Genomic DNA, 22,738 nt, shown 5'->3' on the forward strand with positions numbered 1-22,738 from the left:
GATAGGTCCGGGGACTTAGTATTCTTACTGTAATGTCAGCGGTTGCAATTCCACCTTGCCTGCTTCATCCACCATCAGCATGGTCGAAGGCGGTACGGTCTTCCAACTGCTGGTTTCGGAATCCAGCGGTTCTGAAACCAGGATCAACCGTTCTTTTTCGTCGCAATAATAGAGGCTGGGCGGTCGGTCATCGGTGGAAAATCGCAAGGCATAATAGCGCTCGCCATCGGAAAAGACCGAAGTCATGCGAAATGGTGCTGTAATTCCGGCGGCTTCCATCATATCGACCACCTGACCAAGTGTTTTGTTGGCGGCACGCACCGGGTCATCCTCCAGGCCGTTGCCCAGCATCATGAAAAAGATTGCCTCGCTGTCGGTGGTACCCTTGCGTTCGATATAGAGCTCATCGGGGATGCGGGATTCCAGGGCCCGGCGCAGCTTGTGATATTCACCAACCTGGCCGTTATGCATGAACATCCAGTTGCGGTAGCTGAAAGGATGGCAATTGGCGCGGCTGGTGGCAGTGCCGGTGGAGGCACGCACATGGGCGAAGAAGTTGGTCGACTGGATCTGGTGGGCCAGGCTTTTCAGATTGGCATCATTCCAGGCGGGCAGGATTTCGTGATAGGTACCAGGCGTCTTCCGGGCTCCGAACCAGCCTACCCCGAAACCATCCCCGTTGGTTGGTGTTTTGGCTTCCAGCGCATGCAGGCTCTGGTCAATCAGGCTGTGTTTGGGTTCATAAAGAAGTTCTTCCAGGTAAATGGCAGGACCGCGATAGCTCAGCCATCGGCACATGATACAACACCTCGATTTCGTAGAATGAGTGGGAGACTCATGCGCCTAAAGCTGATCGCTGTCAATCCATCCATTGTATCGATGCAATGGATGGCGGGCGTTAAAATGTCGCTGATTTGTCACTGACAAGTCATTGAAGAAAAACTATAATTTCTCATTTCTTGGTGATATGGCCCGGTAACGCCCAATGGATCTGCTCTATATCCTCCTGATTTTGTTGCTGATGACCCGTGGTTTTGGTGAACTGTCGGAGCGTCTGGGCCAGCCGTCCCTGGTTGGGGAGTTGCTGGCAGGTGTCACATTGGGGGCAATTGTCGGGGCTTTTCCTGACCAGTTTCCAGCCCTTGGCCATATCAATGGGAATGAGATTTTTACCGCACTGACCGATTTGGGCATGCTGTTCCTGATGCTTTATGCCGGGATTGAGATGCAGCCGCAAAAGATCCTGAAAGCATCTGGTGGCGCGTTCGTGGTCGCCATTGGCGGGATGGTCGTGCCGCTTGTCATGGGGGTTGGGCTTGGCTGGCTGTTTCTGCCAGACAGCGAGTTATTTGTTGCCCAATGTGTGTTCCTGGGCACTGCGGTTGCAATCACGGCCGTGCCGGCGACCATTCGTGTTCTGATGGATATGGGCTGGCTGGAAACGGATGTCGGGCAGACCATTGTTTCGGCTGCTGTCTTTGACGATATCCTGAGCCTGCTGTTGCTGGCCTGGATGAGCGGCATGCTGGCCATGGGGGAGATGCCGGGGGGCCTGGGTCTTGCGCTCTTGATCGGCAAAGTCGTGCTGTTTTTCCTGATCACCTCTTTTGCCGGTCGTTTCCTGTTTCCCTGGCTGGCCCGCAACCTTGATCATTTCAAGGAACATGAAGTTGAAATCAGCCTGGTTCTGGGCGCGGCGTTCGCCTTTGCCATCTTGGCCGAATTGATGGGGCTGCATTTCATTGTGGGCGCTTTCATGGCCGGGGTGTTTTTTGGCCGTCAGACCTTTGGCGAAGTCAGATTCAGCCGGATCCGCAATACTCTGTCGGGCATGACATTCGGCTTTCTGGCACCGATATTCTTTGCCTCCATCGGCCTGCATTTCAGCCTGCAGGCCCTGGCGGAGGTGCCGCTGTTTGTCGCCGCCCTGGTGGCGGTGGCATTGGTGGGTAAGATGCTGGGGGCGGGGCTGGCGGCAAGATTGAACGGTTTTGACCGGCAGGATGCGCTGATTGTCGGTATTGGCATGACGCCGCGCGGCGAAATGGAACTGGTCATTGCCGGGATTGCTCTGAAGGCCGGTCTATTTGACATGCAGGGGCAGAGCTCACCGATTATCGACAATATGTTTTCCGCCGTTGTTGTGATGGCGATCATTACGACGGTGATCAGTCCCATTATTCTGAGGCTGGTTTTTCACGATCGGCGGCGCTGACAGTTCAGGCCGTGTAATAGTCACCCTTGGGTGGCTGCGCCAACAGGGGCATGATCGCTTCCATGTCTTCCCTAGGGAAACCGGAGACCGACGCCATGTGGCTTTCGGCCGAATCCCATCTTTCCAGCACCAGGAAACTGGAGGTGTCGCTGCCTTTCTTGAGCACCTCGACCGAATGGCATCCTGCCGACCCGGAAATATACGGCACCAATCCCAGCAGGAAATCGTGCAGATCCCCGGCCTTTCGCTCGGCGGCCTTGAACTCTGTGATACGAGTGACAGGCATATTCTTCCCCTTGGTCTATTAATCGGCCGCGGGATCCAGCGGATGGCTGATCCGGTGATCGGTCGGCTGCGGTGTCACGGACAGGATCTTAACACCCTTTGGCGTTTCAAAGCGATGCCAAGTGCCTTCCGGCACGACGATCATCTCTTTCTCGTTGAGGATGTTGGGTTTTTCATCTTCGCCTTCAAGGATGAACAGCGTGGTCTGACCTTCCAAAACCATCACAATCTCGTCAGCGGGATGGCGCTCCCATTCGCTCAAGCCCGCATAATGGCCGACAAAGATCCCACCATCGCGATATTCACCAAGCGTGGCAAAGGCCCCTTCGACTCCTTTGCCGGTCATCCCTGGCTTGCGATCAGGGAGGAACGTCACGCCCTGGAGGATTTTCTCAATGGAAACAACCTGTGCTTTCTTCACAACACCAATCCTTCGTGTTTCTGGTTTGTTCCAGGGGACTATAGCAAGGGGCCAGATGGTGCGAAAGCTGTTGGGCAGTTAACTGCTGACAAGGTGGTGTCAGGAGGGTGAGTTCAGTTCTCCCGTTTAAAAGGAGACTGTTCGGAAAGCGCCTTGATCAGATAATCCTGTTCACGCCGCTCCTGGATCAGGAAGCGTTCGATGGCGCGGGTGAAGCTGGGGTCGGGGCACCAATGAGCGGACCAGGTGGGGGTGGGCAGATAGCCGCGCTGCAATTTATGCTGGCCCTGGGTGCCGGCCTCGACCCGTTTTAACCCGCGCTCGATGGCAAAATCGATCGCCTGGTAATAACAGGCCTCGAAATGCAGGAATTTGTAATTGCCGTCACAGCCCCAGTTGCGGCCATAAAGCGTGTCCGACCCGATCAGGTTCAGGGCACCGGCAATGGGGTGGTCATCCCGGTAGGCCATGACCAATAGGGTTTTATCCGCCATGCGGGCTTGCAGAATATCGAAAAACGCCCGGGTCAGGTAGGGCGCGCCCCATTTCCGGTCATAGGTATCGATATAGAATTGATAGAAATGGTCCCAATGATGGGGCTTGAGTTCATCGCCGGTGAGGCGCTTCATCTCGATCCCGGCGGCTTTCACCTTATCCCGTTCCTTGCGGATGGATTTGCGTTTGCGGCTGGCAAGGGCATCCAAAAAATCATCAAAGCTTTCATAGCCATCATTGTGCCAATGAAACTGCATGCCGGTGCGGCGCAGGAAACCCAGTTCCTCCAGCAGGTCCATATCCTGATCTTCAAGGAAATTGATATGGATGGAGGAGAGGCCATAGCGTTCTGACAGTTGCATCATGCCACTGGCCAATGCCTTTTTAGCCAGACCCGTTTCGCCATCGTGCCGGACCATTAGGCGCGGGCCGGTCACGGGGGTAAACGGGACTGCGGACAGGAGCTTGGGGTAATATTGCCCGCCGGCGCGCTCATAGGCGTCGGCCCAGCCCCAGTCGAACACATATTCGCCATGGGAATGGCCCTTCAGATAAAGCGGGGCGACGGCGAGGATGCGTTGATCCGGGCCGCGCAGGCTCAGGTGATGCGGTCCCCAGCCAGTATCCGGCCGGACCGACCCGGATTCCTCAAGCGCCTTTAGGAAAGCATGGCTGACAAAGGGATTGTCCGCGCCCGCACAGGCATCCCAATCCGCCGGATCAATCTCCGCGATGGAGGCATGGGTGGCAATGGTGAAGCTGTCGCCGCCGTCGGGCATATCCCTGTCCTGTCTCGTCTGGTTACGCCCCATCATGTGGCGTTTTCATTGACAAGGGTCAAGGTCTGGGCTACATGTGATCACAATTATACAAATGTAAAACAAGGGTTTTGAACATGTCTGGGACGGATTTTGATGTGGTGATCATCGGGGCGGGCCATAACGGGCTGACCCATGCGGGCTATCTGGCGAAAGCGGGCCTGAAGGTGAAGGTGGTCGAGGCCCGCGATATTGTTGGTGGGGCGGCGATTACCGAAGAATTCCATCCCGGCTATCGCAACTCAGTCTTTTCCTATGTGGTCAGCCTGCTCAATCCGCGGGTCATCCGGGATCTGGAGCTGGAACGCCACGGGCTTTCCATCATCGACCGCACCGCCGGCAGTTTTTCCGCCCTGCCGGGCGGCGAAGATTATTTGTGGATGAGCCGCGACCACAATATCGTCAAACAGCAGCTGGCGAAGTTTTCCAAGCAGGATGCCGCCGTCTGGGATGAATTTGACGATAAGATCACGGTGATCGGGGAATTGCTGCGCGACCTGGCCCTGGAAACCCCACCCAATATCGGCGGCGGCTGGGGAGATTTGATTGGAGCGTTGAAGTCCGGTAATCGGCTGCGCAAGCTCTCGCCCGATCTGCAGGCGACTCTGGCGGAACTGATGACCATGTCGATCGGCGATTATCTGGATCAGTGGTTCGAGGGCGAGGCGGTCAAGGGCGACCTGGGTTTTGAAGGGGTGATCGGCAATATGGTCAGCCCTTATCAGGCGGGCAGCGCTTATGTGCTGTTGCATCACGTCTTTGGCGAGGTCAATGGCCGCACCGGGGCCTGGGGCCATGCTAAGGGCGGTATGGGGGCGATCACCCAGGCCATGGCCAAATCAGCACAATCCCGCGGGGTTGATATTGAAACCGAGGCGCTGGTTGAAGAAGTTTTGACCGAAAAAGGCCGCGCGGTGGGCGTGGTCTTACGTGATGGCCGGGTGATCCGGGCGCGCGCGGTCTCTTCAAACCTCAATCCGAAACTGCTGTTCACCCGCATGGTGGATGAGGCCCTGCTGCCGGATGGGTTTAACCGGCGCATGAAAAACTGGCGATCGAAATCCGGCACCTTCCGGATGAATGTGGCCTTGTCCGAACTGCCGCAATTGTCGGCGCTGAAGGGGGAGGCGGATCCGGAAAGGTTCCTCAATGGCACGGTGAATGTCTCGCCGTCGCTTTCCTATCTTCAGGATGCCTTCGATGACGCCAGCCGCCTGGGTTGGGCGCGCAAACCGGTGGTCTCTATGTGCATTCCCTCCCTGTTGGATGATAGCCTGGCACCGGAAGGCCATCATGTGGCCTCGCTGTTTTGCCAGCATTTCAACCCGGACCTGCCGGATGGCAAAAGCTGGGATGATGTGAAGGAAGGGGTGGCGGATCTGATCATCGACACGGTCAATGATGTGGCACCCAATTTCAAGGCCAGCATTGTCGGTCGCCAGATCAATTCTCCGCTGGATATCGAGCGCAAGCTAGGCATGTTGGGCGGTGATATTTTCCACGGTGCCTTGCATCTGGACCAGATCTATTCCATGCGCCCGGCTGCCGGCCATGCGGATTACCGCGCGCCGATCAAAGGGCTTTATATGTGCGGGTCCGGTACCCATCCGGGCGGCGGTGTCTCCGGTTTGCCGGGCATGAATGCGGCACGGGAATTGATCAAGGATTTCCGTAAGAAGCGGGTTTGATGCAGAAATTTGGGAAAGGGCTATGGGAGGTGGCCCTTTTCCTTTATACAGGGCCAAACGAAAGTCCATTTGACCCAGGAAGGCCCCATGGATTCACTGTTGCATCTCACCTTGGAGAATCTTCTCTCCCCTACTGTTCTTTTCTTTGTCCTGGGCGTCTTTGCCGCCCTAACTCGGTCCAGCCTGACCATCCCGGAAGCCATCGCCAAGGCGCTGTCGATCTATCTGGTGATGGCGATTGGCTTCAAGGGCGGCTATCAGGTCTCCAAAGCCGGGATTGATCTCGGCCTGTTCCTGTCATTGCTGGCTGGCATGCTGTTGAGTTTTGCCGTGCCGTTCCTGGCCTTTGCCATGCTAAAAGTCACGACCCGGCTGCCGACGGTCGACGCGGCCTCAATTGCGGCCCATTACGGCTCGATCAGTATTGTGACATTCCTGGCCGGAACCGAGGTTCTCAAGCTGTTAGGCCATGAGGCGGAAGGCTATATGGTGGCGGTCGCTGCTGTGATGGAGGTGCCGGCGATCCTGTCTGGGCTCTGGATTGCCGCACGAGCGGTGACTGACAAATCCTCGATCGGCGGCATGGATAACTCCCTGATGCGCGAAGTATTGCTCAACGGGTCTATTGTCTTGCTGACCGGCGCTTTCCTGATTGGTGTGGTGACCGGGGAAAAAGGCATGGCAACCGTTTCGGCCTTTATCGTGGATCCGTTCAAGGGGGTCTTGTGCCTGTTCCTGCTGGATATGGGGCTGGTGGCTGGGCGGGGCCTGCGCACCAGCTGGAAATATCTAAAACCTGGCCTGTTGATCTTCGGCATCTATATGCCGGTGCTGGGTGCGGGCTTGGGCCTGTTTTGCGGCTGGGCGCTGGGGCTGAGCCTGGGCGGCACGGTTCTCTTTATGATCCTGGGCGCCAGTGCTTCTTATATCGCGGTGCCTGCCGCCATGCGCATGGCGCTGCCGGATTCGCAGCCTGCCATCCCGCTGGCGCTGTCGCTTGGCATCACCTTCCCGTTCAACCTGACGATTGGCATTCCGCTCTATGTTACGGTGGCCAGCCGCGTCCTATAAGGGGCAGATATCATGGAAATGCGTAAACGGATTGAGTTCATCCTCGAAAAACCCTTCCTGGAGCGGCTGATCGCCCTTCTGGATGAGATGGAGACGCCTGGTTACACAGTCATACCGGCCAAGGCGGGGCGTGGCCGCCAGGATCCCTGGACCCGGGAAGGCATGGTGACCGATGCCGGTCGTCAAATTATCGTTGTGTCATTTGCGGAAGCGGGGCTGGCCGAGAAAATTGCCCAGCGGGCAGCGGAAAAACTGGGCAACCGCATTGCCCTGATCAGCCTGACAGACGCAGCGGTTTATCTGCCGGATTGAACGGCGGCAGTCGTTAAGAGTGCCGCCAAAAAACAAAACCCCCACGAATGCGTGGGGGTTTTTGCTTTTCTTAGGGCGTCTCTTGATACCCGTCGAAAACGAGCATCTGTCTCTTAGTCGATAATGGACAGGTTCTCAGCGGCAGAGCGACCGTTACGGCCTTCAACCATTTCATACTCGACCTTCTGGCCGTCTTTGAGGGTGGTCAGACCAGCCTTCTCAACAGCAGAAATATGAACGAATGCGTCGGCACCCCCTTCGCTCGGTTCAATGAAACCAAAACCTTTGGTCGGGTTGAACCATTTTACGGTACCTGTAGCCATTAAGCTTTCTCCTGGTATCAACAGTTCCTGCCCCTGTTTCTGATCTTAAGTAGGACAACAGAAGAGGACCTGCCTTCTCTTAGTAAATCGACGACACGCCCTAAAGATCAGCGGGACCGCCAAGTACAAGTTATCCGGTGGAAACGAACCAGAGTCAATGATAGCTTTGTGAACAAGGCCCTTGAATCTGCATTTTTAACGGAACTTACATAAAAAAACGGTCCCGGAAAGGTGCCGGGACCGTTGATTTGGGCCTAATCTGGCCTCATTGCTTATTCAACCTCGATGATCGCGTCGATTTCAACCGCCACGTTGAGCGGCAGCGAACCGGCACCCAGCGCGATGCGGGTATGTTTGCCTTTTTCACCGAAAATCTCACCCATCAGATCGGATGCGCCGTTGATCACCTTGGGGTGGGCATCGAAATCGGTCGGGCAGTTCACAAAGCCGCTCAGTTTCACGATCCGCTTGATTTTATCGAGATCGCCCAGCGCGTCCTTGGCCTGGGCCAGGATGTTGAGTGCGCAGACCCGGGCTGCTTCCTGGCCTTCCTCGAGGGAGAAATCCGGTCCGACCTTGCCCTGGAATTTCACTTCACCGTTCCAGAAAGGGATCTGGCCGGCGACGAAAATCAGATTGCCGCTCTGATAATGCTGAATGTAAGAGCCCGCCGGTTTCGGGGCTTCGGGCAGTTCCAGCCCCAGTTCCTGAATGCGTGCTTCGATTTGTCCGGCCATTGGGCCCTCCCTGTAAATAAAGTGACTTGTTGAAGTCGGATTGATTTTCCGGCGCGGACTATAACGCCCGCAACCTTAGCCGTCCAATTGGAAAAGGATGGGAAATTGGCGAAAATGCTGTTCCCCGGTGTCAAATTCCGGTCCGATTATTTCAGATTGTGCAGACGGCTGAATTTCCTAGAATAAAGGTTCGCGCATGGCCCATGAGCAGGAGTTTGTGAAACTTGGTTGAACGCATTCCATCCGTTTTGACATTGACCCGGCCCGGGGATGTAGGCGCGGTGGAAACACCGGTTTTGCTGGACTCCCCCCATAGCGGCACGATCTATCCGATCGATTTTCAAAGCGCTGTCCCTATGGATTTTCTGCGTCGGATGGAGGATTCCAAGGTCGACCAGCTTTACGAGCGCGCCCCCGCGCAAGGGGCGTCACTGCTGTGCGCGGAATTTCCGCGATCTTATATCGATCCCAACCGGGGAGTGGATGACCTGGACTGGCGGTTGATAGCAGACCGTTGGCCGGGTGCGATCAACCCCACGGAAAAAACCAGGTTGGGCCATGGGTTGATCTGGCGCACCTGCCCGGGCGACCGGCCCATGTATGACCGGCTGCTCTCAGTCAGCGAGGTTTCCAACCGGATCGAACATTACTGGCGGCCCTATCATCAGGCGCTGGAAGGGGAAATGTCCCGCCTGTTCAGCCTGTTTGGGGCGATCTGGCACATTAACTGTCATTCCATGCCGTCGGCCAGCAGCCCCTTCATGCCGGGCGCGGTGGGCGGCCGGCGCGCCGACATTGTGCTGGGCGACCGCGACGGGCGCAGCTGTGATCCGGGCTTTACCGAGTTTGTCCGCGACTGGTTCGTGAACCGGGGCTACCGGGTGCGGGTCAATAATCCGTATAAGGGTGCGGAGCTGGTGCGCCTGTGCGGCCGCCCGGATCATAACCGCCACAGCCTTCAGATCGAGATTAACCGCGCGCTCTATATCGATGAAAAAACGCTGGAGCCGAACCGCCATTTCGAGAGCCTGCAACGTGACCTGTCCCATCTGGTCGGCGCGATCTCTGTCTTTGCACTTTCCGCCTCGACCCGCATGGCAGCGGAATGAGTGAGGCTCTGCAGGCGCTTTGTGCGGCCCTGCAGGCACAGGGCACGGCGGAGCGGGCGGATTGGGACCGGCAATATCATAAATCGGATCTGGACCATTGGGGCGTCAAACAGCCTGACCTGGACAAATGTGTGCGTGCGCAGGCAAAGCTCCTTTCCCGGGAGGAGATACTGACCCTTGCAGAAGCGCTGTGGCAGCCGCCGGTCTGGGATTGCCGGATTGCGGCGGGAAAGCTGCTGGCCCTGCCCAGGGTTAAAGCGTCAGATGCGCTCTGGAAGTATCTGACCCGGCATCTGCCGGAGATGACCGGCTGGGCGGTGATGGATATCCATGCCAAGGCCGCGGGAAAATGCCTGCTGGCCGATCCCGGATTACTGGACGAGGTTGAGGAGTGGACAAGGGAGCCATCCTTTTGGATGCGGCGGGCGGCCTTGGTCCTGACCCTTCCATTCGCGGCCAGAGGGCGTGATCCGGAACGCATACTGGGTTGGGCGGCAGGTTATGTTTCTGACCGGGAGTGGTTTATCCAGAAAGCGATTGGCTGGTGGCTGCGCACCTTATCCAAACATAACCCGGCGCGGGTGGAAGAATTCCTGGATGCCCATGGCGACCAGTTGATGGCGGTGGCCCGGCGGGAGGCAACGAAATACCTTGCTTGATTGTGACCAGATCCCCGGATCAGGTCCGGGGATGACTGTTTCTGTCTTTAGGGGCTGAAATAGATGCTTGTCATTGCCGGGCATGACCCGGCAATCTAGCGAAATAGGCCCCTCACGCCGCGTCATGGTCTCTTGTGAAAACCCAGTCATTATCGTTGGAAAGATCAGGGCGGAACTGATAGCCGCCTTCCTTGAAATCCTTGATGCTTTCAGGGGCCTCGATCCGGTTCTGGATGATGAAGCGGGCCATCATCCCGCGGGCGCGTTTGGCGGAAAAACCGACCACCTTGGCCTGCCCGGCTTTGATTTCCTTGAAGACCGGGGTGATCAGACGGGTTTTCAGTTCCTTGGTCTTCACCGCCTTGAAATATTCGTTGGAAGCGCAATTGATCACGGTGCCGTCTTTATGGCTGGCGGTGATGTCGTTGATGGCGCGGGTCAGGCTGTCGCCCCACCAGGCATAAAGATCATTGCCGCGGCTGTTCTTAAAACGGGTGCCCATTTCCAGTCGGTAGGGCTGCATCAGGTCCAGCGGCCGCAGCAGGCCGTATAGGCCCGACAGGATGCGCAGATGATCCTGGGCATAGGCGAAATCGGCCTCGCTCAAGCTCGGCGCATCCAGGCCCACATAGGTATCGCCATTGAACATCAGGGCCGCCTGCTTGGCATTGGCCAGTGTGAAGGGCGTGGAGAAATCCTGGAACCGTTGATAGTTGAGATCGGCCAGGCTGTCAGAGATTTTCATCAAACGCGACAGGTCCGCGCGGGTAAGGCTGCGCGCCTCGTTCGCCAGTTTCGCGCAATCGTCCAGGAAGGCCGGCTGGCTGTGGGTCTCAAAAGGGGCCGTTTCTTCAAAGCTGAGTTTCTTGGCCGGTGAGATCAGCGCCAGCATTTGCTATTCCTTTCCGAATCCGATTTAGAATGGTTCCAATCTATGTCGGCATCCTGTCTAGCCGATTCAAGCCCCGATACCAAGGCATAACAGCAAAGAAGACGTGATCATGAGCACCACCCTCTATGGCCTGAAAAACTGTGACACTTGCCGCAAGGCCCGCAAATGGTTGGATGCGGAAGGCATTGACCACCAGTTCCATGATGTGCGAGCCGACGGCCTGGACCGGGCAACGGTGGCAGCCTGGGCGGGCGCGCTTGGCTGGGGGGCGCTGTTGAACCGGCGCGGCACCACCTGGCGCGGTTTGTCTGAGGATGTAAAAGCGGGTGTTGATGAAGCGATCGCCATCGACCTGATGACCGAGCATCCGGCCCTGATCAAACGTCCGGTATTCGACATCAACGGGACTCTTGGTCTTGGTTTCCCAGCTTTGCAGAAAACCGTCCAGGGCTAATGGCTGGCGAACGGGTTATCGCGGCGGCGGTCGGCCACCAGGCCTGCGTGGCCTGGCCCTCGTTAGCCCGCGTGGCGGAGCCTTGCGGTTCACCCGGGCGGGCGGCTGGATAATCACCAGCGAGCGTCCGGCCCTTTGACCATTCTCGTTAGGTTGCCAATCGCCAAAATCCGCGAGACTGCCTTCTTCCGGAAATTCGGGCTCATTTTCGGGCAGGGTCGCGACGGCGCTGTTGCTCTCCAACGGGTAATCCGACGGGAGGGCGGCCAGATCCAGGCCAGCCGCGCCAAGGTCGGCCAGCACGGTGTTATAGCGGCCATGCAGGCTGGCCCATTGATCCCGGGCCAGCTCACGCCGGGCCTGGCGGGTCATGTCGCTGTCCAGGTGGCTTTTGATTTCCTGCGCGGTAATTTGCCCGTTGCCATCCTGGTCAGCCCCACCGGCCAGCCCCAGAAGAAGATGTTTGGTGAAAAGGCCGTGGCCGGATGTTTCATCCCAACTGGCCAATTGGTCGGGTCCGGCAGCGCTTAGGACGGTCATACCGTCCGGCACGGCGGGCAAGGCCGGTTGAGCAAAAACCGGGGATGCCGCCTGGAAAAGGGGGCCGGCCGGGCTTTGACCGGTGAAGCAGGCGTCCAGATATACCGTGATGCTGTTGGCCTCCAATTTGGCAAGGTTTCGATACATCTGTTCCAGGGGATAACCGTTAATTGCCGCCAGGCCAGGATTTGCGTCACTGGGCAGTAGATAGCTGGTGCCGTCGGACGGGCCGGGCACCCCATGGCCGGAATAATAGACCACGATGTTGGAGCTGCCATTGGGATCGATATATTGCCACAGCTTGCCCTGGTGGCTGCGGTCATTGCCGAAGACGGACAGGATCTCGGCCTGTTTTGCATCTTCGAAATAGAGAATATTGTGATCCGGGATCATCAGAACATCCCGCGCGAAGCGGCGGAACGCTCTGGCGTCGCGATGGGCGAAGGAAACCTCGGGCACATCAGGGCCATAGGTTTTGTTACCGATGATGACCGCCACATCGGGGCTGCCATGGCCGCCCTCGGCACGGGCGGCAGCCGCCGTAAGGCTCAGGCAGAACAGGCAAAGCAACAAACGAACCAACACAACTCTCCCCTTGGATGGCGCGGCACCGGCATTTGGCCGGGTCCCCATCCATTCCTTTCTAAAGCCTGCCGTTCTCCTAGTCTACTATGAGACGGTTGGGGGAGTTTTGCCAAAAAGCGAGAAAGCCACCGTTTCTTGGATTGATTGTCGGGCAGGCCAAGCGTTACAGTCTCGCGGTTTCAGATTGTTTTGCTAAGGATATCGCCATGGAATTCGGCACTTGGGTGATTTATCTGTTCGCTTGTGCGGCGCTTTGTTTCACGCCGGGACCGAACAGCCTGCTGGCGCTCAGCCACGGGGCGAGCTATGGCTTTAAGCGCACCATCTTCACCAGTGCCGGTGGCGCTTTGGGTTTTGCGGCGGTGATCGCGGTCTGTCTGGCGGGGCTGGGCGCGCTGCTGGCGGCGTCTGCCACCGCTTTCCTGGTGATCAAGCTGGTGGGTGCGGCCTATCTGATCTGGCTCGGCATTCAGAGCTTGCGCCGCCCTGCCTTTGTTTTGGGGGCTGATGTTGCGGCCAAGGGCCTGCGCCGCCGCAGCCATTTTGCGCAAGGCTTTCTGGCGGCGGCCACCAACCCCAAGGGCATTCTCTTCTTTGTGGCTTTCCTGCCGCAGTTTTATGATCCGGCCCGCCCGGCTTTCCTGCAATTCCTGATCCTGGCGGCGACCTTCGCCTCGATCGAGTTTTTCCTGGAACTGGCGCTGGCGGCGCTCGCGCACCGGCTGCGCCCCTGGCTGGCCAAAGCGTCGGTCGGCAAATGGTTTAAGCGAGTGACGGGGGCGAGTTTCATTGGCATTGGTGCGGGGCTAGCAACCGCCAGTGGGCGTTGAAGCCTCAATCGGTCGATCCGTCGGCTCATTTGTTTAGGATGGCTTCCGTCATATTCACGTAGATCTTCCATTCACCGCCGCCCCTTCGGCTTTTCATGACGCCCGATCAGTTCTATGGGCTGTTTGCGCACCCATTTGATGAAGCTTTCCATGTCGGGGTGGGATCTGGCGGCCTCGGCGGTATTGATAATATTGGCCAGCGTGCGTTCATCAAACAGGCTGTGCAGTTTCTTATGGCAGATCCGGTGCAGATAATCCCAGCCGGTGCCGCCTTCACGCCGGGGGACCCAGTGGTGGCGATCGACAGAGGGACCTTCCACCATGTCGCGGCCGCAGATGGGGCAGGGGCCAAGGCGGGTTGCCTCAGCCTCTGATCTCCCTTGCCGCTTGATTGTCATCAGAGTGCCGCGACGCCTTCGGCCAGCATTTTGTCGAACCGTTTGGGCTCGTCACCATTTTCATTGGCGGAAACCGGTATGGCGGCGATATCATCCAGGCGGTCGGGGGCAATGACAACAGCACGGACCAGCAGGCTGGGTTCTTCTTCGTTGGCCTTCAGGCTGAATTTTGCGCCGTCGGCTTCAAACCAGGCCTCAGCCTGCTTTTGTTCGGTTTCTTCCGTATCCCCGCTGATCAACAGGAATTTGCCCTGCAGGCAGGCATTGATTGCGTCGCCCACCTGTTCCTGGTCGGCGATCCAATCCTTGGGCGGCAGGCCCAAGCTCTCAACCCGGAAAATATAATCCTCACCCTCTTCCAGATCGATTTCAACGCTGGAGAGAATACGCGAGGTAACCCCGGCGGATTCAATTTCTTCTTCATCCTCGGCCAGGGCCAGTTCCCAGCGCAGGATCAGTGCGCCGTCATGGCCGGTGGTGACCATGCTGGCCCCCGTGGCGCAGGTGGCCTGTTCCTTAAAGAGCGGTTCCTGGGCTTCCAGCCCGGCGGAGCCCATCAGGCAGATAAGGGCCCGGTTGGCGCCGCCGGTCAGGATATGCATCCAGCCCCCGGGGCTGATGCTGTCTTCATGAAGGGTAAATCGATAGGTCGACACGGGTCTCTGCTTCTTGTTGGTTAGATATCACCCATGCAGAGATATTTGACCTCGACCCAATCTTCAATCCCCTGATAGGAACCTTCGCGGCCAATCCCGGATTCTTTCACGCCGCCAAAGGGGGCCAGTTCGGTGGAGAGAATGCCGGAGTTGACGCCGACCATGCCATATTCCAGGCCTTCGGACACCCGCCAGCAGCGGCCGATATCCCGGCTGTAGAAATAGGCGGCGAGGCCGAAGGGCGTGTCATTGGCGATATCGATGGCTTCTTCCTCGGTGGAGAAACGCATCAGGGTTGCGACGGGGCCGAAGATTTCCTCATTGGCGATATCCATGTCACGGGTTACATCCACCAACAGGGTCGGGTCATAAAAATTGCCATCCATCTTCTCGCCGCCGGCGATGGCTTTTGCACCGCTGGCTTTGGCGGCCTTGACCAGGCGGTGGACCTTGGAGACGGCTGAATCATTGATCAACGGACCGATCACGACGCCATCTTCCATGCCGTTGCCAACTTTGAAACTGTCGACTGCTTCGGCCAGCCTGGCGGAGAAGGCATCAAAAATGCCATCCTGGACCAGAATGCGGTTGGCGCAGACACAGGTCTGGCCGGCATTGCGGAATTTACAGGCAATCGCGCCTTCGATTGCTTTGTCGAGATCCGCATCGTCAAACACGATGAAAGGCGCGTTGCCGCCAAGCTCCATCCCAACCTTCTTAACGGTGCCCGCCGCCTGTTGCATCAGCAGCTTGCCGACCGCAGTGGAGCCGGTGAAGCTGATTTTGCGCACGATATGGCTGGTGGTCATTTCATGACCGATTGCCTGGCTGTCATCACGGTCGCCGGTGACGACGGACAAGACACCGGCCGGCACACCGGCACGTTCCGCCAGTTCGACCAGGGCCAGCGCGCTCAATGGGGTCGCTTCGGCGGGTTTCAACACCTGGGTACAACCGGATGCGAGCGCCGGGCCCGCCTTGCGCGTGATCATCGCCGAGGGGAAGTTCCAGGGCGTGATGGCGGCGGTAACGCCAATCGGCTGTTTGATGGTGACCAGGCGGGTATCGCCGCGATGGGTCGGGATGGTGTCGCCATAAAGGCGTTTGCCTTCTTCCGCGAACCATTCCAGGAAAGACGCGGCATACATGATCTCACCACGGGATTCGGCCAATGGCTTGCCCTGTTCCACTGTCATGATGGTGGCCAGGTCTTCCTGATGTGCGATCATCAGGTCGAACCATTTGCGCAGCACGGCCGAACGTTCTTTTGCGGTTTTCGCAGCCCAGGATTTTTGTGCCTTTTCCGCAGCCTCGATGGCGCGGCGGGTTTCCGCCTGGCCGCATTTGGCCACTTCGGCAATGGTTTCACCGGTGGCCGGGTTCACAACCGCAAAGGTGGCGCCGCTGTCGGAATCGACCCATTTGCCATCGATATAGGCCTTGTTTTTCAAAAGACCCTGATCATTCAACTGCATTTTCATGCTCCCTAGACGTAAGACTCGACCGTGAACCGGCATTCATTCGTTATCCATAAGATAGCTTAGAGGAGCGGCAGGCCCGCGAAAAGATGAAATTTGATCACATTTTCTGTGACAGCAGGAATTCACTTGTTGCGGGGCCGTCCTGTTCGTAACCCTGAACCCTCAGATGGCCGTTGGCCGGGCAGGTTTCAACCGCCAGCCGGGTGAAGGGGTTGAGCACCGGCGGGCGGACCCAATGGAATTCCGCCATCCGTTGCCATTCTTCCCGGGCCAGTTGATCCCGGCGTTCATGACTGTCTTCGCCGCGCGGGATGGCGGGCAGGTCATAGCGCTGCCAATGATTGCCGGTGGCATTGTCGCCGGCCAGATGCTGATGGTCATTTTCCAGCCGCTCAATGATGCAGGTTTCGCCGGGCCGAACCCCGGCCACGGAAAAGATTACGGGCAGGGCCAGCGGGGTTTCACTCAGCATTATGACGGCGGCATTATAATCCGGGCATTGGTCAAAGACCTGGCGCAGCAGATGGGCGGGCGGCAGCGCCTTTGTATTCCAGATGCGGGGCCTGGCCAGCAGCCAGTTGAGCACCAGGACCGGGGTGGGTTTGCGCATCGGGGCCTGGTTGATGGCAATGGCAAAGCGCCCCGGTGCCATCCCGGTGATCACCCCGGTATAGCCGGGCCAGGCCAGATTATAGAAATCAAAGCCTGCCTGATCACTGTGATGTCCAATCACCAGGTTGCGGCCGATGCCGACGAAAGGCCAGTCCAGGGTGCGCATCAAGGAAGGTTGCCCGGTTTCCGGATGGGTGGATACCCGCGTCGTACAGCCCCATTCGTAACAAAAATTCATGAACCAGAGGCCCAGCGGCAGGTCCAGCGCCATGCGGCGGATATCGGCGCAATGGGGGTTATCGGTCCGTTCTGCCCAGGCCCGGGAAAACCGGTCCAGCATGCGTAGGCGCGTTTTGCCGACCAGACGCCGCCCTTCCACCAATAGGTCATAGGCCCGGGAGCGCAGGGCCGGGTCGGTCAGATCCCAAAGGCCATCGCCCAGCTCAATCAAGGGGATTTCGGGTAAGCTTTTCTGATCCATCCTGGGTCCTATTTTGTTGCCACCAGGAAGAGACGTAGGAAGGGCAGAAGCGTTTTACCATCCCCCTGTTTAGGGTAGGCCTTTTTGATCAGCGCGCGATAGCTTTCTTCAAACCGGCTTTTATCCGGTTCCTCCAGGGCGGCCAAAAACGGTCGCAACCATGTGCCTTTGGTCCAGTCGGCCACGGGATTATCTCCTTCCAGAACTTGCAGATAATCGCTTTCCCAGATCTCTAAGCCGGTGGAAACCGGCGCCAAGCAATCATAATAAAATTGCGGTTCCTGGGTGGGGGGCGGTGCAAAAAGGCCAGTCAATTGCTCTGTTACGCCGGCCTGCTCGGCAGCGCCCAGGACCAGACTGTGGGTTGGGCGGGAAAAATTGCGCGGGATCTGGATCGCCAGCACACCGCCCGGTTTCAGATTGTCCATCAGGGCGGGAAACAGACGGGCATGATCCGGCAACCAATGCAGACAGGCATTGGAAAAGATCAAGTCGACCGGTTGTGCCGCCCGCCATTGGCCGGCATCGGCCTCGCGCCAGGTGAGATAGGGCAAGGAAGCACGCGCGCGGTCCAGCATCTCCGGGGAGCTGTCGATGCCGGTAATTTGGGCGTCTGGCCAGCGCCGGGCCAGATATGGTGTCACGTTTCCCGGGCCGCATCCCAAGTCAATGATGGATTGCGGGGCGGTGAGCGGGATCCGGGCGAGCAGGTCCAGGGCAGGGCGAAGACGGTGGTCTGAAAAACTCAGATATTGGCTCGGGTCCCAGGACATGATTAAAGAGGCTCCGGAGAAATCAGGGATCGGAGGAGTGAATCATGAAAGTGACCCAGGAACAAGCGGAGCTTCTGGCTGCAAGCGCGCTGAGTTTCATTGCGCAGGATCCGGACCGGTTGGGCCGGTTTCTGGCCATGACCGGGATCGGGCCGTCCGAGATACGGGGCCGGATCAATGATCCTGCTTTCATGGGCGGTTTGCTGGATTTCCTGCTGGCGCATGAGCCGGATCTTTTGGAATTTGTCGAATTTGCCGGTGTTGAACCCACGTTCCCGAAGATGGCCAGGCGCAGCCTGCCGGGCAGTGAGCATCTGGATAGCTGAGCCTAAAGGGGGCGGTTATTCGCTGTTCCCCTTGGGCAGGACGGCAAGCCGGTTGAAGGCTCGCAAGGCGCAATCGGTATATTCCTCGGCCTTGCCGCCCGCCAGATCCGGCCGAATTTTCGAGGTGGCCAACAGGCTCCGAACCCATCTGAGTTGGCATTGAACATAGTCATCATAGTTGATTGTCGCCATCATCCCGTCCTCCATTGGTGGGCTTTAGAGTAGCGGCTGGTTGTTAAAAAAGAGTAATCGGAAGGCAGGGCTAGAAAAAAACGGCCCGCCGGATCAAGTGAAGGATGAGGACGGGGTGAGCGTACAGGGAATGCAGGAAAGATCATGGGACCGGGAGGTTTGGCGGCTGTCGCTGCCGATTATCCTGTCCAACCTGTTCGTGCCGTTGCCGGGGGCGGTTGATACCGCCGTTTTGGGGCATCTGGATGAAGAGGTCTATATCGGTGCTGTCGCGGTGAGCGCGATGATCTTTTCTTTCATTTATTGGGGCTTCGGTTTCCTGCGCATGGGAACCACGGGGCCGGCGGCCCAAGCCTGGGGTGCGGAAAAACACCAGGATTTCTGGCTTGTTTTATTGCGCGGCCTGTTGCTCGCAGCTGTGTTTTCCGTCAGCCTGCTGATCCTGCAAAACCTGATCGGCTTGCTGTCTTTCAGTCTGGTCGCCGCCAGTGAGGGGGTGGAAACTCTCGCCTGGGATTATTACGCGATCCGTATCTGGGGCGCACCGGCTACCCTGGCGAACTATGTGATCATCGGCTGGTTCCTGGGGGCTCAGAATGCCCGCATTCCGATGATCCTACAGGTGGTGGTCAATCTGTTGAATGTGGCGCTGGATCTGTGGTTCGTCATGGGGCTTGGCATGACCGTGGATGGAGTGGCGGCGGCCACGGTGATCGCGGAATATTGCGGCCTGGCGTTGGGGATATACTATATTCTGAAACATAGAGCCTCCTGGCCGGATGTTGGCATATCTTTTTGCGCAATCCTTGAGATGGCACCGCTCAAGAAAATGATGCTGGTCAACCGGGATATCCTGATCCGAACGCTTTGCCTGGTGTTTGCCTTCGCCTATTTCACCGCACAAGGTGCGCAACTGGGGGACACGGTGCTGGCGGCAAATGCGGTGTTGATGACCTTTCAATCTTTCACGGCTTTTGGCCTTGATGGGTTCGCCCATGCCACAGAAGCCCTGGTCGGCAAGGCCGTAGGCCGGGGCAAAGCGGGCGAAATCAGGGCTGCAGTTCGGGCGGCGCTTCGGCTGGGCGTGATCATGTCGCTGGTGGTCGGGGTTTTTTACTGGTTGGCCAGTGCCCCGTTGATCGGTTTGTTCACGGATATCACGGCTGTTGCGGAATTGGCGTCCGACTACATGATCTGGCTGGCTGTTCTGCCCATCCTGTCGGTCTGGTGCTTTGTTTATGACGGCGTGTTTTTGGGGGCGACACGGTCCCAGGATTTGCGCAACGGGATGGTGATCAGCCTGATTGGCTATCTGGCGGCGCTGCATCTTCTGTTGCCGCTGATCGGCAATCACGGTTTATGGCTGGCGCTTTGTGTGCTCATGGTCTTGCGGGGGCTAACGCTTTGGCGGCGTTTTCCCGCATTGCTGGACAATGCGGGAAAACCAGCCGAGGCTTAATCCCGTTCCAGCCAGGCAACGGCCTCCAGATGCGGCGACCAGGTAAATTGATCAACCGGCACCATACGGGTTATCCGATAACCGCTATCCACCAGGATCCTGAGATCCCGGGCCATGGTGCCAGGGTTGCAGGAAACCGCCACCAGTTTCTTGACCGTTGATCCGGCCAGTTCCTCTGCCTGTTCCCGGGCTCCGGCGCGGGGTGGGTCAAAAACCACGGCATCATAGCGGTTCAGTTCGCTGCTGGTCAGGGGATCACGGGCAAGATCCCGGATTTCCGCCGTGATTCGCATGCCGTGTGCCGCTTTGCGCAGGGCACCGATCTGGGCTTCGGACCCATCGACTGCATGAATAACCGGGTTATGAGGCAATTTGGCTGCCGGGAAGGTCAGGCTGCCGCAGCCGCAATAAAGATCGGCGATCCGCTTTGCCGTTCCAACGCCATCTTGAACCAGCTTTGCCAGATGATGCTCACCGGTGCGGCTGGGTTGCAGGAAAGAACCCGCCGGCAGTTCTACCGGGACATCGGCGAAATTCACCCGGACCGGGCGGCGGGCGGCAATGGGTTCCAGGAACCCGCCGCTTTGCCAGGCAATGCGGGCAATATCCTGTTGTTCTGCAAATTCCAGAAGGGCCTCGCGCTCTTTCAGGGCCGGGTCAGCCTCCTTGGCGGGATAAAAAACCACCTCCAACCCGGTTTCGGCCTCTGTGATCTGGATGTCCGCAGCCTTGCCCAGGCTGGGCAGAGACTGAAGCAGGCCGCGTAAGGGCGGCAGAACGGCCTCCAGCGCCGGGGTCATTAACGGGCATTCTTCCAGATCCAGCACGGTCTTGTTCAGTCGCTCGTTGAAGCCCAGGATCATCCGGTCCTTGGTCCGGACGGCGGCAAAGCGCGCCCGGCGCCGTTTTCCGGCACCGGTGGAAAGGGTTTCCCCGATGGCAAGATCGCGGAAACCCCGATGGGCCAGAGTGGCAGACAATTGTTCCTGTTTGAAGCGCGCCAGGCTCCTCTCATCCGCATGCTGCAGGCTGCAGCCGCCACAGCGGCCGAAATGGCGGCAGGCGGGGGAGATGCGTTCCGGGCTTGGTTTGCGGAGCTGGAGAAGTTTGGCGGAAAAACCATCGCCGCGTTTTTGCAGCGGGCGGATTTCAGCCTCTTCACCTGGGAGGGTGAGCGGCACATAGTATTTTTTGCCGTCCTCATCCCGGGCGATGCCATCCCCTTGCGCGCCCAGATGCTCTATGGTCACTGTGACAGGGGAAAATGCCTTTTTTGCAGCTTTTGATTTCATAATATAAAATAATGTTTCTTAATTGCTTGTTGCATTCAAATTGGTAGCTTGGGCATTATTACATGAATATTTCAGTTGGCTGCCCTTGGGATCGCTCTTTGCCAAAGATAACAGAAAATGTCCATCAATAGCTTTATTGGTTTCATCGCGGCCTTCGGCCTCTTCATCTGGTCGATCGCGCTCAGCACTGACAACTTTATGGTATTTGTCAGTGCGTCCAGCTTCATCCTGGTGGTGGGGGGCACCTTGGCGGCCACCTTCCTCGGCCAGGAAGCCCGCTATGTGGTGATCGGCCTGAAGGCGGTCGGTTCCATCTTCCTGCCGCAGCGGATTGGCCGCAATGTGATGAATAAGGAAGTCGGCCGGGTGATCACTTGGGGCTATAAGGCGCAAAAAGACGGTGTCGTCGCGCTGGATGAGGAGTTGAAAAAGATCTCCAAGGATCCGTTCCTGGCTTTCGGGATGGAGATGATCCTGAGCGGCTATGCCGGCGAGGATGTGCGTGATAACCTTTATCGCATGGTGGATAGCACCTATGAGCGCAACACCGTTCCTGCTGAAATCCTGAAAGCCATGGCGGGCACGGCCCCGGCCTTTGGCATGATAGGCACCCTGATCGGTCTGATCGTGATGCTGGACAGCATGGGCAATGATGCAAGCGAGTTGGGCAGGGGCCTGGCGGTTGCGCTCAACACCACGCTTTACGGCGTGATCCTGGCCCGGATGATTTTCATGCCGGCGGCCACAAAACTGATCCAGCGGCATCAGATCAACCGGTTTCGGATGGAGTTGCTGGCCGAAGGCATGGCAATGTTGGCCGACCGTAAGAACCCGCGCTATATCCAGGACCGCATGAACAGCTTCCTGGATCCGTCGATCCATTACGACATCGACAAACAGTTGAAGAAATAGCCTGAGACAGGACCAGATCAATGGCACGCAGGCGTAAGGAAGAAAGCGGCAGTGACGATTCAGAAGACTGGATGACGACCTATGCGGACGCCATCACCCTTCTGATGGCTTTTTTTGTCATGCTGGTTTCTTTTTCCAAGGTGGATCTGAAAGTTTTTGAAGAGGTCCAGGCCGGGATTGAAGAGGCCATTGGCGGCAATGTGGATTCTGAACGCCCGATTTTCACCCTTCAGGCCAATATTTCACAAATCATGGATGCAACACCTGACATCCCGCCGGAGGATGTGGATGTTGGGTTTGATGATAATGGCGTGGTGATTGATTTTGGCAGCGGTTCTTTCTTTAAACCTGGCACGGCGGAATTGACCGAAGCCGCCACCAAAGTTTTGGGGCGCATCAAGCGGGAGTTGGAAGAGCCCCCCTATGATCTGTTTGAAATCGATGTTGAGGGCCACACGGATAACGATCCGGTCAATACCCCGCGTTTTCCCTCAAATTGGGAATTGTCCGCAGGCCGGGCGGCAACGGTGGTGCGGTATTTGATTGACCTGGGTGCCCCGAGCGATCGGTTGAAGGCGTCTGGCTTCGCGGAGACCCGACCGAAATTCCCTAACGAGGACGTTCTGGGCAATCCATTGCCTGAGAATAAAAAGAAGAACCGGCGGGTATCGATCCGGCTTTATCCGAAGCCGCAGGATATCGCCCTATAATTTATTATCTGG

27 protein-coding genes are annotated in these 22,738 nt (G+C 57.6%); 12 read left to right on the plus strand and 15 right to left on the minus strand.

Annotation, left to right across the window (positions count from 1 at the left end):
- Positions 1-24: 24 nt before the first annotated feature.
- Positions 25-798 carry a class II glutamine amidotransferase gene (locus DFP90_RS13705; protein ID WP_115937062.1) on the minus strand — a complete coding sequence of 258 codons (774 nt, stop codon included), beginning with the start codon at positions 796-798 and terminating at the stop codon, positions 25-27.
- Positions 799-985: 187 nt separating this feature from the next.
- On the opposite strand from DFP90_RS13705, the gene DFP90_RS13710 reads away from it, so the two are divergent.
- Positions 986-2,215 (plus strand): cation:proton antiporter, encoded by a 1,230-nt coding sequence (locus DFP90_RS13710; protein ID WP_115937063.1) that lies wholly within the window; start codon positions 986-988, stop codon positions 2,213-2,215.
- A gap of 4 nt (positions 2,216-2,219) precedes the next feature.
- On the opposite strand, the gene DFP90_RS13715 is transcribed toward DFP90_RS13710, so the two are convergent.
- The 3 genes from DFP90_RS13715 to DFP90_RS13725 form a co-directional block, all read right to left on the minus strand.
- Entirely contained in the window at positions 2,220-2,501 is a 282-nt protein-coding gene (locus tag DFP90_RS13715) for a putative quinol monooxygenase (protein ID WP_115937064.1), read from the minus strand.
- An 18-nt stretch (positions 2,502-2,519) separates the two neighbouring features.
- Positions 2,520-2,921, minus strand: a complete 402-nt coding sequence (locus DFP90_RS13720) for a cupin domain-containing protein (RefSeq protein WP_218044675.1) — start codon at positions 2,919-2,921, stop codon at positions 2,520-2,522.
- A gap of 113 nt (positions 2,922-3,034) precedes the next feature.
- Positions 3,035-4,231, minus strand: coding sequence for a GNAT family N-acetyltransferase (locus DFP90_RS13725; protein WP_342767802.1), 1,197 nt, complete (start codon positions 4,229-4,231; stop codon positions 3,035-3,037).
- An 80-nt stretch (positions 4,232-4,311) separates the two neighbouring features.
- On the opposite strand from DFP90_RS13725, the gene DFP90_RS13730 reads away from it, so the two are divergent.
- The 3 genes from DFP90_RS13730 (at position 4,312) to DFP90_RS13740 (ending at position 7,305) form a co-directional block, all read left to right on the plus strand.
- Positions 4,312-5,922, plus strand: coding sequence for a phytoene desaturase family protein (locus DFP90_RS13730; RefSeq protein WP_115937066.1), 1,611 nt, complete (start codon positions 4,312-4,314; stop codon positions 5,920-5,922).
- 87 nt (positions 5,923-6,009) lie between these two features.
- Entirely contained in the window at positions 6,010-6,993 is a 984-nt protein-coding gene (locus DFP90_RS13735; protein WP_115937067.1) for a sodium-dependent bicarbonate transport family permease, read from the plus strand.
- A gap of 12 nt (positions 6,994-7,005) precedes the next feature.
- Positions 7,006-7,305: a P-II family nitrogen regulator gene (locus tag DFP90_RS13740; RefSeq protein WP_115937068.1), complete on the plus strand. Its 300-nt coding sequence runs from the start codon at positions 7,006-7,008 to the stop codon at positions 7,303-7,305.
- Between the two features lie 113 nt (positions 7,306-7,418).
- On the opposite strand, the gene DFP90_RS13745 is transcribed toward DFP90_RS13740, so the two are convergent.
- On the minus strand, positions 7,419-7,628 hold the full coding sequence (locus DFP90_RS13745) for a cold-shock protein (protein WP_115937069.1): 210 nt from the start codon (positions 7,626-7,628) through the stop codon (positions 7,419-7,421).
- A gap of 272 nt (positions 7,629-7,900) precedes the next feature.
- Entirely contained in the window at positions 7,901-8,365 is a 465-nt protein-coding gene (locus DFP90_RS13750; RefSeq protein ID WP_115937070.1) for a RidA family protein, read from the minus strand.
- Positions 8,366-8,589: 224 nt separating this feature from the next.
- Between DFP90_RS13750 and DFP90_RS13755 the strand changes: the two genes are divergently transcribed.
- Positions 8,590-9,474 (plus strand): N-formylglutamate amidohydrolase, encoded by an 885-nt coding sequence (locus DFP90_RS13755; protein ID WP_245957075.1) that lies wholly within the window; start codon positions 8,590-8,592, stop codon positions 9,472-9,474.
- Positions 9,471-10,133 (plus strand): DNA alkylation repair protein, encoded by a 663-nt coding sequence (locus DFP90_RS13760; protein ID WP_115937071.1) that lies wholly within the window; start codon positions 9,471-9,473, stop codon positions 10,131-10,133. Before DFP90_RS13755 ends, DFP90_RS13760 begins: the two co-directional genes overlap by 4 nt.
- Positions 10,134-10,245: 112 nt before the next feature.
- Here the strand turns inward: DFP90_RS13760 and yaaA are convergent, their stop codons facing one another.
- Positions 10,246-11,025 carry a peroxide stress protein YaaA gene (gene yaaA, locus DFP90_RS13765; protein WP_115937072.1) on the minus strand — a complete coding sequence of 260 codons (780 nt, stop codon included), beginning with the start codon at positions 11,023-11,025 and terminating at the stop codon, positions 10,246-10,248.
- A gap of 109 nt (positions 11,026-11,134) precedes the next feature.
- On the opposite strand from yaaA, the gene DFP90_RS13770 reads away from it, so the two are divergent.
- Complete coding sequence (locus tag DFP90_RS13770; protein ID WP_115937073.1) at positions 11,135-11,479, plus strand: ArsC family reductase; 345 nt, start codon at positions 11,135-11,137, stop codon at positions 11,477-11,479.
- Between the two features lie 15 nt (positions 11,480-11,494).
- Here the strand turns inward: DFP90_RS13770 and DFP90_RS13775 are convergent, their stop codons facing one another.
- Positions 11,495-12,604, minus strand: coding sequence for a caspase family protein (locus DFP90_RS13775; protein ID WP_181905353.1), 1,110 nt, complete (start codon positions 12,602-12,604; stop codon positions 11,495-11,497).
- Positions 12,605-12,810: 206 nt separating this feature from the next.
- Here DFP90_RS13775 and DFP90_RS13780 point away from each other — a divergent pair, with 206 nt between their 5' ends.
- Positions 12,811-13,434 carry a LysE family translocator gene (locus DFP90_RS13780; RefSeq protein ID WP_115937075.1) on the plus strand — a complete coding sequence of 208 codons (624 nt, stop codon included), beginning with the start codon at positions 12,811-12,813 and terminating at the stop codon, positions 13,432-13,434.
- Between the two features lie 71 nt (positions 13,435-13,505).
- Here the strand turns inward: DFP90_RS13780 and DFP90_RS13785 are convergent, their stop codons facing one another.
- The 5 genes from DFP90_RS13785 to DFP90_RS13805 all read right to left on the minus strand — a co-directional run bounded on the left by DFP90_RS13785 (position 13,506) and on the right by DFP90_RS13805 (position 17,835).
- The gene (locus DFP90_RS13785) at positions 13,506-13,832 is read right to left on the minus strand and encodes an HNH endonuclease (RefSeq protein WP_115937076.1); all 327 of its coding nucleotides are present in this window, start codon (positions 13,830-13,832) and stop codon (positions 13,506-13,508) included.
- Positions 13,832-14,488 (minus strand): hypothetical protein, encoded by a 657-nt coding sequence (locus DFP90_RS13790; protein ID WP_147301011.1) that lies wholly within the window; start codon positions 14,486-14,488, stop codon positions 13,832-13,834. The genes DFP90_RS13785 and DFP90_RS13790 overlap by 1 nt, the downstream gene beginning before the upstream one ends.
- A 20-nt stretch (positions 14,489-14,508) precedes the next feature.
- Positions 14,509-15,969 carry an NAD-dependent succinate-semialdehyde dehydrogenase gene (locus tag DFP90_RS13795; RefSeq protein WP_218044676.1) on the minus strand — a complete coding sequence of 487 codons (1,461 nt, stop codon included), beginning with the start codon at positions 15,967-15,969 and terminating at the stop codon, positions 14,509-14,511.
- A 97-nt stretch (positions 15,970-16,066) separates the two neighbouring features.
- A complete protein-coding gene (locus tag DFP90_RS13800; protein ID WP_115937079.1) occupies positions 16,067-17,062 on the minus strand; it encodes an Ntn hydrolase family protein in 996 nt (331 codons plus the stop codon).
- Positions 17,063-17,070: 8 nt separating this feature from the next.
- Positions 17,071-17,835: a methyltransferase domain-containing protein gene (locus DFP90_RS13805; RefSeq protein WP_115937080.1), complete on the minus strand. Its 765-nt coding sequence runs from the start codon at positions 17,833-17,835 to the stop codon at positions 17,071-17,073.
- A 44-nt stretch (positions 17,836-17,879) separates the two neighbouring features.
- On the opposite strand from DFP90_RS13805, the gene DFP90_RS13810 reads away from it, so the two are divergent.
- Positions 17,880-18,161: a DUF3572 domain-containing protein gene (locus DFP90_RS13810; RefSeq protein WP_115937081.1), complete on the plus strand. Its 282-nt coding sequence runs from the start codon at positions 17,880-17,882 to the stop codon at positions 18,159-18,161.
- Between the two features lie 15 nt (positions 18,162-18,176).
- On the opposite strand, the gene DFP90_RS13815 is transcribed toward DFP90_RS13810, so the two are convergent.
- On the minus strand, positions 18,177-18,356 hold the full coding sequence (locus DFP90_RS13815) for a hypothetical protein (protein ID WP_115937082.1): 180 nt from the start codon (positions 18,354-18,356) through the stop codon (positions 18,177-18,179).
- 112 nt (positions 18,357-18,468) lie between these two features.
- Between DFP90_RS13815 and DFP90_RS13820 the strand changes: the two genes are divergently transcribed.
- Entirely contained in the window at positions 18,469-19,812 is a 1,344-nt protein-coding gene (locus DFP90_RS13820) for an MATE family efflux transporter (RefSeq protein ID WP_245957076.1), read from the plus strand.
- Here DFP90_RS13820 and DFP90_RS13825 read toward each other — a convergent pair.
- Positions 19,809-21,104 carry a class I SAM-dependent RNA methyltransferase gene (locus tag DFP90_RS13825; RefSeq protein ID WP_115937084.1) on the minus strand — a complete coding sequence of 432 codons (1,296 nt, stop codon included), beginning with the start codon at positions 21,102-21,104 and terminating at the stop codon, positions 19,809-19,811. The genes DFP90_RS13820 and DFP90_RS13825 overlap by 4 nt on opposite strands.
- A gap of 117 nt (positions 21,105-21,221) precedes the next feature.
- Here DFP90_RS13825 and DFP90_RS13830 point away from each other — a divergent pair, with 117 nt between their 5' ends.
- The gene (locus DFP90_RS13830) at positions 21,222-22,016 is read left to right on the plus strand and encodes a motility protein A (protein WP_115937085.1); all 795 of its coding nucleotides are present in this window, start codon (positions 21,222-21,224) and stop codon (positions 22,014-22,016) included.
- Positions 22,017-22,036: 20 nt separating this feature from the next.
- Positions 22,037-22,726, plus strand: a complete 690-nt coding sequence (locus DFP90_RS13835; RefSeq protein ID WP_115937086.1) for an OmpA/MotB family protein — start codon at positions 22,037-22,039, stop codon at positions 22,724-22,726.
- Positions 22,727-22,738 lie beyond the last annotated feature (12 nt).

Source organism: Aestuariispira insulae (assembly GCF_003385955.1).
In the GTDB taxonomy this organism is placed as follows: domain Bacteria; phylum Pseudomonadota; class Alphaproteobacteria; order UBA8366; family Aestuariispiraceae; genus Aestuariispira; species Aestuariispira insulae.

Bases quoted from the DNA above. Each gene is read 5' to 3' on its own strand.
- DFP90_RS13810 (WP_115937081.1), top strand. From the start codon at position 17,880: ATGAAAGTGACCCAGGAACAAGCGGAGCTTCTGGCTGCAAGCGCGCTG.
- DFP90_RS13785 (WP_115937076.1), bottom strand. From the start codon at position 13,832: ATGACAATCAAGCGGCAAGGGAGATCAGAGGCTGAGGCAACCCGCCTT.
- DFP90_RS13735 (WP_115937067.1), top strand. From the start codon at position 6,010: ATGGATTCACTGTTGCATCTCACCTTGGAGAATCTTCTCTCCCCTACT.
- DFP90_RS13825 (WP_115937084.1), bottom strand. From the start codon at position 21,104: ATGAAATCAAAAGCTGCAAAAAAGGCATTTTCCCCTGTCACAGTGACC.
- DFP90_RS13745 (WP_115937069.1), bottom strand. From the start codon at position 7,628: ATGGCTACAGGTACCGTAAAATGGTTCAACCCGACCAAAGGTTTTGGT.
- DFP90_RS13730 (WP_115937066.1), top strand. From the start codon at position 4,312: ATGTCTGGGACGGATTTTGATGTGGTGATCATCGGGGCGGGCCATAAC.
- DFP90_RS13835 (WP_115937086.1), top strand. From the start codon at position 22,037: ATGGCACGCAGGCGTAAGGAAGAAAGCGGCAGTGACGATTCAGAAGAC.
- DFP90_RS13740 (WP_115937068.1), top strand. From the start codon at position 7,006: ATGGAAATGCGTAAACGGATTGAGTTCATCCTCGAAAAACCCTTCCTG.
- DFP90_RS13795 (WP_218044676.1), bottom strand. From the start codon at position 15,969: ATGAAAATGCAGTTGAATGATCAGGGTCTTTTGAAAAACAAGGCCTAT.
- DFP90_RS13800 (WP_115937079.1), bottom strand. From the start codon at position 17,062: ATGGATCAGAAAAGCTTACCCGAAATCCCCTTGATTGAGCTGGGCGAT.
- DFP90_RS13815 (WP_115937082.1), bottom strand. From the start codon at position 18,356: ATGATGGCGACAATCAACTATGATGACTATGTTCAATGCCAACTCAGA.
- DFP90_RS13705 (WP_115937062.1), bottom strand. From the start codon at position 798: ATGTGCCGATGGCTGAGCTATCGCGGTCCTGCCATTTACCTGGAAGAA.
- DFP90_RS13725 (WP_342767802.1), bottom strand. From the start codon at position 4,231: ATGATGGGGCGTAACCAGACGAGACAGGACAGGGATATGCCCGACGGC.
- DFP90_RS13715 (WP_115937064.1), bottom strand. From the start codon at position 2,501: ATGCCTGTCACTCGTATCACAGAGTTCAAGGCCGCCGAGCGAAAGGCC.
- DFP90_RS13710 (WP_115937063.1), top strand. From the start codon at position 986: ATGGATCTGCTCTATATCCTCCTGATTTTGTTGCTGATGACCCGTGGT.
- DFP90_RS13780 (WP_115937075.1), top strand. From the start codon at position 12,811: ATGGAATTCGGCACTTGGGTGATTTATCTGTTCGCTTGTGCGGCGCTT.
- DFP90_RS13770 (WP_115937073.1), top strand. From the start codon at position 11,135: ATGAGCACCACCCTCTATGGCCTGAAAAACTGTGACACTTGCCGCAAG.
- DFP90_RS13760 (WP_115937071.1), top strand. From the start codon at position 9,471: ATGAGTGAGGCTCTGCAGGCGCTTTGTGCGGCCCTGCAGGCACAGGGC.
- DFP90_RS13805 (WP_115937080.1), bottom strand. From the start codon at position 17,835: ATGTCCTGGGACCCGAGCCAATATCTGAGTTTTTCAGACCACCGTCTT.
- yaaA (WP_115937072.1), bottom strand. From the start codon at position 11,025: ATGCTGGCGCTGATCTCACCGGCCAAGAAACTCAGCTTTGAAGAAACG.
- DFP90_RS13750 (WP_115937070.1), bottom strand. From the start codon at position 8,365: ATGGCCGGACAAATCGAAGCACGCATTCAGGAACTGGGGCTGGAACTG.
- DFP90_RS13830 (WP_115937085.1), top strand. From the start codon at position 21,222: ATGTCCATCAATAGCTTTATTGGTTTCATCGCGGCCTTCGGCCTCTTC.